Annotated in this window: 9 protein-coding genes and 1 CRISPR repeat array; of the genes, 5 read left to right on the top strand and 4 right to left on the bottom strand. The window is 52.9% G+C overall.

Annotation, left to right across the window (positions count from 1 at the left end):
• The coding region (locus tag Q3O12_RS03455; RefSeq protein ID WP_301669324.1) for an isoleucine--tRNA ligase at positions 1–2071 on the top strand (2071 nt) is incomplete at its 5' end.
• A 659-nt stretch (positions 2072–2730) separates the two neighbouring features.
• Here the strand turns inward: Q3O12_RS03455 and Q3O12_RS03450 are convergent.
• The 3 genes from Q3O12_RS03450 to Q3O12_RS03440 form a co-directional block, all read right to left on the bottom strand.
• Positions 2731–2901, bottom strand: a complete 171-nt coding sequence (locus tag Q3O12_RS03450) for a hypothetical protein (RefSeq protein WP_199901114.1) — start codon at positions 2899–2901, stop codon at positions 2731–2733.
• A 181-nt stretch (positions 2902–3082) separates the two neighbouring features.
• On the bottom strand, positions 3083–3253 hold the full coding sequence (locus Q3O12_RS03445) for a hypothetical protein (RefSeq protein ID WP_196427926.1): 171 nt from the start codon (positions 3251–3253) through the stop codon (positions 3083–3085).
• A gap of 13 nt (positions 3254–3266) precedes the next feature.
• Positions 3267–4010: an opacity family porin gene (locus tag Q3O12_RS03440; RefSeq protein WP_301669323.1), complete on the bottom strand. Its 744-nt coding sequence runs from the start codon at positions 4008–4010 to the stop codon at positions 3267–3269.
• 1154 nt (positions 4011–5164) lie between these two features.
• On the opposite strand from Q3O12_RS03440, the gene lspA reads away from it, so the two are divergent.
• Together lspA and ispH are read left to right on the top strand one after the other, a co-directional pair.
• On the top strand, positions 5165–5659 hold the full coding sequence (lspA, locus tag Q3O12_RS03435) for a signal peptidase II (protein ID WP_301669322.1): 495 nt from the start codon (positions 5165–5167) through the stop codon (positions 5657–5659).
• A 29-nt stretch (positions 5660–5688) separates the two neighbouring features.
• The gene (gene ispH, locus Q3O12_RS03430) at positions 5689–6657 is read left to right on the top strand and encodes a 4-hydroxy-3-methylbut-2-enyl diphosphate reductase (protein ID WP_301669321.1); all 969 of its coding nucleotides are present in this window, start codon (positions 5689–5691) and stop codon (positions 6655–6657) included.
• Positions 6658–6743: 86 nt separating this feature from the next.
• Here the strand turns inward: ispH and Q3O12_RS03425 are convergent, their stop codons facing one another.
• Positions 6744–7403 carry an HAD-IA family hydrolase gene (locus Q3O12_RS03425; protein ID WP_301669320.1) on the bottom strand — a complete coding sequence of 220 codons (660 nt, stop codon included), beginning with the start codon at positions 7401–7403 and terminating at the stop codon, positions 6744–6746.
• A gap of 159 nt (positions 7404–7562) precedes the next feature.
• On the opposite strand from Q3O12_RS03425, the gene Q3O12_RS03420 reads away from it, so the two are divergent.
• On the top strand, positions 7563–9680 hold the full coding sequence (locus Q3O12_RS03420) for a TonB-dependent siderophore receptor (RefSeq protein ID WP_301669318.1): 2118 nt from the start codon (positions 7563–7565) through the stop codon (positions 9678–9680).
• A gap of 187 nt (positions 9681–9867) precedes the next feature.
• Complete coding sequence (locus Q3O12_RS03415; protein ID WP_301669317.1) at positions 9868–10677, top strand: alpha/beta hydrolase; 810 nt, start codon at positions 9868–9870, stop codon at positions 10675–10677.
• Between the two features lie 315 nt (positions 10678–10992).
• A CRISPR array of direct repeats spans positions 10993–11820; the repeat unit is 36 nt; unit sequence GTTGTAGCTCCCATTCTCATTTCGCAGTGCTACAAT.
• Positions 11821–11830 lie beyond the last annotated feature (10 nt).

The following is an 11830-nucleotide window of genomic DNA, read 5'->3' as shown; positions in this document are numbered from 1 at the left end:
GCCTTGGACGCTGCCGGCGAGCCAAGCCGTATCGGCGGGCGCGGACGTGGTGTATCAACTGATTGATACGCCCAAAGGCAAATTGGTATTGGCGAAAGATTTGGCAGAAGACGCTTTGAAACGCTACGGCTTTTCAGACGGCATCGCCATCCTTGCCGAAACCACCGGCGACAAGCTGGAAAACCTACACATGAATCATCCGTTCCTAGAACGCGATATTCCCATGCTCAACGGCGACCACGTTACCACCGATGCCGGTACCGGCTTGGTACACACCGCCCCCGCGCACGGTTTGGAAGACTACGCCGTCTGCAATAAATACGGCATCGAGCTTTACAACCCTGTCAACGCCGAAGGCAAATACATCAGCGAAACGCCGCGCGTTGCCGGTATGCGCGTTTGGGAAGCCAATCCCGTTATCCTGCAATGGTTGGAAGAAACCGGCAACCTTTTGGCAAGCAGTAAAATCGAACACAGCTACGCGCACTGCTGGCGGCACAAAACGCCGCTGATTTACCGCGCGACCGGACAATGGTTTATCGGTATGGACAAAGCCGGTGCCGACGGCAAAACCCTGCGCGACAAAGCCATCAAGGCCGTGGACGATACCGAGTTTTTCCCGTCTTGGGGTCGCGCTCGCCTCGAAGCCATGATTGAAGGCCGTCCTGACTGGGTGGTTTCACGCCAACGCTATTGGGGCACTCCGATGACTTTCTTTGTTCACAAAGAAACCGGTGAGCTGCATCCGAACTCTGCCGAGTTGTTGGAAAAAGTTGCCCAAAAAATCGAAGAAAAAGGCATCGAAGCATGGTTCTCTCTTGATAAGAGCGAACTCTTGAGCGCGGAAGATTGCGAAAATTACGACAAACTTTCCGATACCATGGACGTATGGTTCGACTCAGGCTCAACCCATTATTCCGTCTTGAAACAGCGCGAAGAATTAGACTGGCCTGCCGACCTCTACCTCGAAGGCAGCGACCAACACCGCGGCTGGTTCCAATCCTCTATGTTGACCGGTTGCGCCTCATCCATGGGTCGCGCGCCATACAAACAGCTTCTGACCCACGGTTTCGTGGTTGACCAAAACGGCCGCAAAATGTCGAAATCCATCGGCAACGTCGTCGCGCCGCAAGAAGTCTATAACGAATTCGGCGCAGACATCCTGCGCCTGTGGGCGGCATCCACCGATTACAGCGGCGAATTGGCGATTTCCAAAGAAATCCTCAAGCGCGTAACCGAAAGCTACCGCCGCATCCGCAACACCTTGAGCTTCCTGTTTGCCAACTTGAGCGACTTCAATCCTATTGAAGATGCCGTGCAACAGGCAGACATGGTGGAAATCGACCGCTACGCCGTGGTATTGGCACGTCAGCTGCAAGAGCGTCTGGCAGGCGATTACTATCCGCGCTATGCTTTCCACTTTGCCGTAAAAGACATTGTTTCTTTCTGCTCGGAAGACTTGGGCGCGTTCTACCTCGATATCCTGAAAGACCGCCTCTACACCACCAAAGCAGACAGCCGCGCCCGACGCAGCGCGCAAACTGCCCTGTATCACATCACGCGCAGTTTGGTTCTGCTGATTGCTCCGATTTTGTGCTTCACCGGCGAGGAAGCATGGGACATCATTGGTGGCGGCGAAGAAGACAGCGTCCTCTTCCACACTTGGCACGAGTTCCCGACCATCAACGAAAAAGCCGAAGCCGAATTGGTGAAAAAATGGACGGCAGTCCGCAAAGTGCGCGAAGCCGTAACCGCCGCCATCGAGCCTTTGCGCGCCGACAAAACCGTCGGTTCGTCCTTGCAGGCGGAAGCCGAAATCACCGCGCCGGAAGAAATGGCCGGCTACCTGAACGCTTTGGGTGAAGAATTGCGCTTTGCCCTGCTGGTGTCTAAAGCTGAAGTTAAAACCGGCGACGCGCTTGCCGTAACCGCCAAAGCCAGCGGCGGCGAAAAATGCGAACGCTGCTGGCACTACACCCGCGATGTGGGCGCGGTTGCAGGCTATGAAACCGTCTGCAAACGCTGTGCGGAGAATGTCGGAGGAGAAGGCGAAACGCGCCATTACGCCTGATAAAGTTTGAGCAAATGCTGTCTGAAACCGCCAAACAGCATTTCAGACGGCATTTTTTGCGCCGCGATTTGTCTTCATAATGGCGGAGGGGTTTCAAGATTACGGTGTTGTCGGGAATGATGGAAAATGGTGGGAATTGTGTAAAAAATGCCGTCTGAAACCGTTGGAAGCATCGGAAACGTTGGAATCGATGAATCGGTGGGCTGAACCCACCCTACAGCCACGCCACAGTTTACCTTGCAGCCAACCCTGCGGCGTACTCAAACCAACACAGAAACTTATATGCCGTCATTCCCGCGTAGGCGGGAATCCAGACTTGTCCGCACGGAAAATTATCGGATAAAACGGTTTCTTTAGATTCCGCATCCTAGATTCCCGCCTGCGCGGGAATGACGGGTTTCGAGATTACGGTGTTGTCGGGAATGACAGGAAATGGCGGGAATTGTGTAAAAAATGCCGTCTGAAACCGTTGGAAGCATCGGAAGCGTTGGAGTCGATGAATCGGTGGGCTTCAGTCCGCCATTTCCATCAATCCAACATTTCTACCGTTTTCATTGAATCCATCGAATCCGCCACTTTCGACGACTCAGTCCTACGCAACTGAACCCGTCATTCCCACGAAAGTGGGAATCTAGAACGCGGGGTTTGGGCAACTGTTTTTATCCGATAAGTTTCTGTGCGGACAGGTCTGGATTCCCGCCTGCGCGGGAATGACGGGTTTCAAGATTACGGTGTTGTCGGGAATGACGGTTCGGGCATTTCCCTGCGCCCGCCCCGCGCCTGTAAACGGCGAGTGCATCAAAAATACCGTCTGAAGGTTCAGACGGCATCGGTATCGGGAATCAGCGAGCCGTAGGGTGTGCTTCAGTCCGCCATTTCTATCAATCCAACATTTCTACCGTTTTCATTGAATCCATTGAATCCGTCCCTTTCGACAATCCAGCCCTACGCAACTGAACCGTCATTCCCACGGAAGTGGGAATCTAGAACGCGGGGTTTGGGCAACTGTTTTTATCCGATAAGTTTCTGTGCGGACAGGTCTGGATTCCCGCCTGCGCGGGAATGACGGATTTTGAGATTACGGTGTTGTCGGGAATGACGGTTCGGGTATTTCACTACGCCTGTCCTGCGCCTGTAAACGGCAAGTGCATCAAAAATGCCGTCTGAAGGTTCAGACGGCATCGGTGTCGGGGAATCAGAAGCGGTAGCGCACGCCCAATGAGGCTTCGTGGGTTTTGAAGCGGGTGTTTTCCAGGTGTCCCCAGTAGTGGTAGCGGTATCCGGTGTCCAAGGTCAGGTTGGGCGTGATGTCGATGCCTACACCTGCCACCGCGCCGAAGCCCACGCGGCGGATGCTGTGGCTTTCGTGTAAGGGCGGATGGACATTGGTCGGTCCCCGTTTGATATTGTTAACGGTAATAGTTTGCTGGTCTTCCACAGCAATGCTGTGTCTGATTTTGCCCAAACCAACCCGTATGCCGGCATAGGGTTTGAAGCGGGTGCCGGTATCGAAATCGTAGATGGCGGAGATGCCGTAGTTGGATTCGGCTTTGAATGTGCCTTTGTCGGTGTGATCCGCTTCTAGTTTGGCGGTAACAGATGGAGTAGGATTTTTTGTTTGTTCCAAATGAATATGCTTGCTGTGTTTCCACTTATTATAGCGGGCGTAATCGAGGGCGATGCGCCAGTTGCCGAAATCGTAGCCGACGGAAAGGCGTGGGTGGGTGGAATGGGTTTTGATGTCGCGGTAGTCGTCGAAGACTTTGGCATTGTCGCTAGGATAATCGTGGGTAATGTGTTCGTAGGCGTAGGCTAAATCTGCCTGTACATACGGGCCGCGGCCATTGTCTTCACTTGCCGCCTGCGCTGCGGAAGAGAAGAGAAGAGAAGAGAAGAGAAGAGAAGAGAAGAGAAGAGTTTTTTTGGGGGCTGGATTCATTTTCGGCTCCGTATTCGGTTTAACTGATTAAAAGAGAACGATTTTCACTGATGGTTCAAGGGCGGATTGTATCGGGTTTGGGGCGATGTTTCAACACATAGGACCGCGCCTGATGCGCGCTTTATGCGTTTGGTGCGTTCGGCGGCGGGAAATTTGCCTGCTTTTTCCGCGTCGGGCGGGAATCTAGAACGTGGAATCTAAGAAACCGTTTTATCCGATAAGTTTCCGTGCCAAAGGGTCTGGATTCCCGCCTGCGCGGGAATGACGGTTCAGTTGCATAGGGTCGGATTGCCGAAAGGGGAGGATCCGATGGATTCGATGAAAACGGTAGAAATGTGGGATTGATGGAAACGGCGGGCTGAAGCCCCTGCGGTTACTGTCAGGTTTCGGTTATGTTGGAATTTCGGGAAACTTATGAATCGTCATTCCCGCGCAGGCGGGAATCTAGTCTGTTCGGTTTCAGTTATTTCCGATAAATTTCTGCTGCTTTTTATTTCTAGATTCCCACTTCCGTGGGAATGACGGCGGAGGGGATAAGTTCTTGCAATCTAAAATTTCGTCATTTCTATAAAATAGCAACCCGAAACAGCAACCCGAAACAGCAACCCGAAACAGCAACCTGAAACCCCGTCATTCCCGCGCAGGCGGGAATCTAGTCTGTTCGGTTTCAGTTATTTCCGATAAATTTCTGCTGCTTTTTATTTCTAGATTCCCACTTTCGTGGGAATGACGGTTCAGTTGCTGCGGTTACTGTCAGGTTTCGGTTATGTTGGAATTTCGGGAAACTTATGAATTGTCATTCCCGCGCAGGCGGGAATCTAGTCTGTTCGGTTTCAGTTATTTCCGATAAATTCCTGCTGCTTTTTATTTCTAGATTCCCACTTTTGTGGGAATGACGGCGGGGCGGATAAATCCTTGCAATCTAAAATCTCGGCATTTCCAATAAATTTCATATTTTTCATTTCATTATTCTCAATCACTTATTGCCCGAAGGCCGGTTTGTATCAGCCGGTAAAAATCCGTCTCTTAATCGGCTGGCGGTTTTGCCCGATTTTTTTGGGCGCATTAAGCGTTTCAGACGGCATTTGCCGTTTCGGGTACAGGCAGGAGGTTTTCGGGTAAAATGGCACTCTTTTATCCGGTTGTTGAAAAATATGTCTTCATCTGTTTCAAGTAAAACGCGCTATTGGGTATTGGCATTTGCCGCCATCGTGCTGGACCAGTGGTCGAAGTGGGCGGTGCTGTCGTCGTTTCAGTATCAGGAACGCGTCAATGTCATTCCTTCGTTTTTCGATCTGACCTTGGTGTACAACCCGGGCGCGGCGTTCAGCTTCCTTGCCGATCAGGGCGGCTGGCAGAAATACTTTTTTTTGGTGCTGGCGGTGGCGGTGAGCGCGTATTTGGTACGCGCTATCTTGCGCGACGAGTTTGTAACCCTCGGCAAAATCGGGGCAGCAATGATTATCGGCGGTGCGTTGGGCAATGTCATCGATCGCCTGATACACGGTCATGTCGTCGATTTCTTATTGTTTTATTGGCAAAATTGGTTTTATCCCGCCTTTAATATTGCCGACAGTTTTATCTGCGTCGGTGCGGTGTTGGCAGTGCTTGACAATATCGTCCATCGCAAAGATAGCAAAAAAACGTGAATGCCGTCTGAACACGGAATGCAAAACTTATGAACGGAAAAACCATCATCCTTGCCAATCCGCGCGGCTTCTGCGCCGGTGTGGATCGGGCAATCAGTATTGTCGAACGTGCTTTGGAAGAATTCGGCGCGCCGATTTATGTGCGTCATGAAGTCGTCCATAACAAGTTCGTCGTCGATAACCTGCGCGAAAAAGGTGCGGTGTTTGTCGACGATTTGGCGGAAGTGCCTCAGGGCGCGACGCTGATTTATTCGGCACACGGCGTATCGAAGGCAGTGCAGCAGGAAGCGGCGGAACGTGGTTTCCGGGTATTTGATGCGACTTGCCCGCTGGTGACGAAAGTGCATAAGGAAGTTGCCCGCCTCGATGCCCTGGACTGCGAAATCATCATGATCGGGCATAAAGGTCATGTCGAGGTCGAAGGAACGATGGGGCAGCTCGAACCCGGGAAAATGCTTCTGGTGGAAACAGTCGGAGATGTTGCCAAACTCGAAGTCAGAAACCCCGACAAACTCGCCTATGTCAGCCAGACCACGCTCTCGGTCGATGAAACCAAAGACATCATTGCCGCGCTGAACGCGCGCTTCCCCAATATCCGCAATCCGCGTAAAGAAGATATCTGCTATGCGACAACCAACCGGCAAACTGCCGTCAAAGAGTTGGCGGAACAGTGCGACATTGTCATCGTGGTCGGTTCCCCCAATTCGTCCAACAGCAACCGCCTGCGCGAAGTGGCGGCATTGCACGGAATCGATGCGTATATGGTGGATAATGCAGGCTACCTGCAACGCGCATGGTTTGAGGGAAAACACAAAGTCGGCGTAACGGCAGGCGCGTCCGCGCCCGAAGTGTTGGTGCAGGAAGTACTGGCAACCATACGCGGGTGGGGGCATGAAACCGTACGCGAAGGGGAGGGTGCGGAAGAAAGCATCGTGTTCGTCCTGCCCAAAGAGCTACGCCGCGAGGGCGAAACCAAACCCGATTTGTGCAAACGTTGAGCAAGCGTTGAATGTTTGGGCAATACAAATGCCGTCTGAACAGGCTTCAGACGGCATTTTTGCCGCGTGCCGGATGCGGAAACCGATCAGGCGTAATGCTGTGCAAGAAAACCGGGCAGTTCGGACAAGTCTTCCAATACGGCGAGATGCGGTGCGCTAAGGAGCTGTTCGCGCGAATGTGCGCCGGTGGCAACACCGACTGCTGCCGCCCCCGCGTTTGCCGCCATATGCAGGTCGTGCGCCGTATCGCCGACGACCAATGCTTCTTTCGGGTCGAGTCCCAGTTCGCCGCAGAGTCCGAATACCATTTCAGGCGAGGGTTTGGAGGGATATTCCCCCGCGCAGGCGGTGGCGAGCCAATAGCCGCCGGTGGCGGTTTGGCTGATGGCGTTGTCCAAACCCGCCCGCCCTTTGCCCGTGGCGACGGCAAGCCAGTATCCTTGTGCTTTGAGCTTGTCCAGACAGGGCAGGGCATCGGGAAATAAGGACATATTGCGGTTGTTGGGATTGAGGTAATGCGCGGAATAGGTGCGTGCGATGTCGGCAACGGCGGTTTCAGACGGCATTTCGAGCAGGGCGCGGATGATGGCGGGCAGGCTGTAGCCGATCAGACTGCGTACGCGCTCCGCTTCGGGCGGCGGAAAACCGCATTCGGCGAAGCTGCGGCGCATGGTGTCGATGATGGGTTGGGTTGTATCGGCAAGCGTGCCGTCCCAGTCGAAGATGATGAGTTTGGGCGGGGTCATAGCAGGTTGGTTGCAGTAAAAAAGCAGATTTTATGCGGAAAACGCAGACGTGTCGCATTTTCGACAAAATTTGTCGGCTGCGCGATATTTTTTTCCGAACAAGCCGCGTTGTGCTTTATTAAAATAGAACCATTATCATTTATGTGACTGGGACAGTTTATGTCAGTTTTCCGCATCAATATGACCGCCGCCACGGTTTTGGCAGCACTTTCGTCTTCGGTTTTTGCCGCACAAACGGCAGATTTGGAAACCGTCCACATCAAAGGGCAGCGTTCTTACAACGCGATTGCCACCGAGAAAAACGGCGATTACAGCTCGTTTGCCGCCACCGTCGGTACAAAAATCCCCGCTTCTTTGCGCGAAATTCCGCAATCCGTCAGTATCATCACCAACCAGCAGGTCAAAGACCGCAATGTTGACACCTTCGACCAACTGGCACGCAAAACGCCCGGCCTGCGCGTGTTGAGCAACGACGACGGACGCTCTTCGGTTTACGCGCGCGGTTACGAATACAGCGAATACAACATCGACGGTCTGCCTGCGCAGATGCAGAGTATCAACGGCACGCTGCCCAATCTGTTTGCCTTCGACCGCGTGGAAGTGATGCGTGGGCCGAGCGGACTGTTCGACAGCAGCGGTGAGATGGGTGGCATCGTGAATCTGGTGCGCAAACGCCCGACCAAAGCGTTCCAAGGTCATGCTGCAGCGGGATTCGGTACGCACAAGCAATATAAAGCCGAGGCGGACGTATCGGGCAGCCTCAATTCAGACGGCAGCGTGCGCGGCCGCGTGATGGCGCAGACCGTCGGCGCGTCTCCGCGTCCTGCCGAGAAAAATAACCACCATGAAACCTTCTACGCGGCGGCGGATTGGGACATCAACCCCGATACGGTTTTGGGCGCGGGCTATCTTTACCAGCAACGCCACCTCGCGCCGTACAACGGCTTGCCTGCCAATGCCGACGGCAAATTACCGTCCCTGCCGCAACACGCATTTGTCGGCGCGGATTGGAACAAATTTAAAATGCACAGCCACGACGTGTTCGCCGATTTGAAACATTACTTCGGCAACGGCGGTTACGGCAAAGTCGGTATGCGCTATTCCGACCGGAAAGCCGATTCCAATTACACGTTTGCGGGCAGCAAACTCAACAATGCCGGACAAGCCAACGTGGCGGGTTTGGGTACGGACATCAAACAAAAGGCGTTCGCGGTTGACGCAAGCTACAGCCGGCCGTTTGCCTTGGGCAACACCGCCAACGAATTTGTGATTGGTGCGGATTACAACCGTTTCCGCAGCACCAACGAAAAAGGAAGTAGTTCGACTGTTGCAAGCAATATCGCCTTGGGCGATTTCCGCTCCGCCTCCTATGTTGATTTGATACAAAATGCCCGTGCCGGCGCGCACGGCTACAAGCATACCCTTGACACCGAGAACCTTGATAAATTCGGCGTTTACGGCAAATCCACCTTCCATCCTGCCGACGGGCTGTCGCTCATCGGCGGCGGACGTTTGGGACACTACAAAATCGAGTCGGGCGACGGCAAAACCCTGCATAAAGCCTCAAGAACCAAGTTCACCGGCTACGCAGGCGCGGTTTACGATATAGACGGCAGCAACAGCCTGTACGCCAGCTTCTCCCAACTCTACACGCCGCAAACCAGCATCGGCACAGACGGCAAGCTGCTCAAACCGCGCCAAGGCAACCAGTTTGAAGTCGGCTACAAAGGCAGCTACATGGACGACCGCCTCAATACCCGAGTTTCGTTCTACCGCATGAAGGATAAAAACGCCGCCGCACCGTTGAACCCGAAAGACCGCAACACCCGTTACGCCGCATTGGGCGAGCGCGTGATGGAAGGCGTTGAGACCGAAATCAGCGGCGCGGTTACACCGAAATGGCAAATCCATGCAGGTTACAGCTATCTGCACAGCCAAATCAAAACCGCCTCCAATTCGCGCGACGACGGCATCTTCCTGCTGATGCCCAAACACAGCGCAAACCTGTGGACGACTTACCAAGTTACGTCCGGGCTGACCATCGGCGGCGGCGTGAACGCGATGAGCGGCATTACTTCATCTGCAGGGATGCATGCAGGCGGTTATGCCACCTTCGATGCGATGGCGGTATACCGCTTCACACCCAAGCTGAAGCTCCAGGTCAACGCCGACAACATCTTCAACCGCCATTACTACGCCCGCGTCGGCGGCACGAACACCTTTAACATTCCCGGTTCGGAGCGCAGCCTGACGGCAAACCTGCGTTACAGTTTTTAAAGACCAATATGCCGTCTGAAACGGCAGCCGCAGCATAATCAAACCACAACAAGCTGCGCGGCATACCCTATGCTCTCACAACTGGAGTATGGCATTGCGAAGGAAAACAGACCGAACCGGCAGGCAGACCGCTTTGCCGGTTCGGTTTTACCGTTTTACCGCCCGTATGACCGAAGAACGGAACATCATGAAAACCATATACGCCACACAAGCCGCACGCCTTCCCCAAGCCTTTGAAACCGAAATCAAATCCACATGCACGGGGCGAATCTATCGGATTCAGACGGCAACACTCGGCGAAATGCCGTCTGAAGGCTATCCCGTCCTCTTTGTCCTCGACGGCGAAGCCTTTTTTCCCGCACTTTTCAACATCATGCAGTCGCTGATGCCCAACCCCGTTACCCGAAGCAACGCCCCCTGCCTGATTGTCGGTATCGGCTATACGACAGGCAGTGTGCGCGACCTGACGCAACGTGCCGCCGACTATACCCCCCCGCTGCGCAGCAACGCTTCAGAAGACGAACAGCGGCAGTTCGGACAGGCAGACCGTTTTGCCGAGTTTATCGACAGCGAACTGACCGCCTTTTTAGAAAGCAAATACCGGCTGGACAAAAATGAAACCGCCGTATTCGGGCATTCGTTCGGCGCACTATTCGGACTGTATTCCCTGCTTTCCCACCGCCGTTTCAGACGGCATTGGCTCGTATCCCCCTCGATTTGGTGGCACAACAGGCGGATACTCGACTTTATGCCGTCTGAAAACCGGCTAAACGGCATCGATGTCTGCCTCAACATCGGCGCGCTAGAACGGGGCAGCGATTGTAAACGCAGGGAAGAACGCGACATGGCAGGGCAGGCCGAACAAATGGCGGCAGAGTTAGACAGGCACGGGGCCGCCGTCTTTTTCCGGGAATATCTGAATGCCAACCACGGCAATGTCCCGTTTCACTCGCTGACCGATTGCGTCGAATATTTGAGGAAGGCTTGGCAGAGGTAGGGAATAACCGGCACAAAGGCATTTCCCGATTTTATCGCAAGACCGGAAGCCAAGAAGACCCAAAAAGCCGTCATCGTCGCATTGATGCGTAGGCTTGCCGGTACGTACCACATAGACAGGAAAATCAAAGATGACGGCTCATCGCGTTATAAACCAGCGTAAATCCCGATAAGAAAAAAGGCATTTCTTTTGAAACGCCCGCCTTGCCGCGTGTAAAATCCTTTCAATTGTAAGGATTATGTTATCGATCAAAGGAGTATCTTTTCCATTTCGCAGTGCTACAATGCATTGATTCCGCTCTTGATGAGCGTGGCAGTTGTAGCTCCCATTCTCATTTCGCAGTGCTACAATCTCGTCTTCTTCAATTTCCGTAATGCGGACGTTGTAGCTCCCATTCTCATTTCGCAGTGCTACAATTAATCATATGGAGTTTGCACGATTGCGCTGGTTGTAGCTCCCATTCTCATTTCGCAGTGCTACAATGCAGATAATCAACGATTTCAGAATCTGACAGTTGTAGCTCCCATTCTCATTTCGCAGTGCTACAATATAGCTGCACGCATACCGCTATTGTTTAATGTTGTAGCTCCCATTCTCATTTCGCAGTGCTACAATCGGCTCTCTTGGCGTTGCTTACTTGCCGATGTTGTAGCTCCCATTCTCATTTCGCAGTGCTACAATTTGGATTATTCGCACAATAGTCCCAAAAATGTTGTAGCTCCCATTCTCATTTCGCAGTGCTACAATTAACTTCCAAAATTTCCATCACTTTTAAGGGTTGTAGCTCCCATTCTCATTTCGCAGTGCTACAATGCCGCATTGCCGGATTTGACAACCTTGATTGTTGTAGCTCCCATTCTCATTTCGCAGTGCTACAATACATTTTTGCAGTTAATTGAAACATTTTTGGTTGTAGCTCCCATTCTCATTTCGCAGTGCTACAATGTCTGTTGCAAATGCGTCAACGGGTTTTAAGTTGTAGCTCCCATTCTCATTTCGCAGTGCTACAATGTATAGGCCAGGGGATAGTAAACCTTTTTAGTTGTAGCTCCCATTCTCATTTCGCAGTGCTACAATGGCTTGGGCTTGTTGCTGTTGGGCGGCTATGTTGTAGCTCCCATTCTCATTTCGCAGTGCTACAATACCCCAACGG

The sequence above is a fragment of the Neisseria benedictiae genome, assembly GCF_958267435.1.
Classification (GTDB): Bacteria; Pseudomonadota; Gammaproteobacteria; order Burkholderiales; family Neisseriaceae; genus Neisseria; species Neisseria bergeri.
The sequence above is the reverse complement of the archived record's forward strand: the minus strand, read 5'-3'. Positions and strand labels throughout refer to the sequence as shown.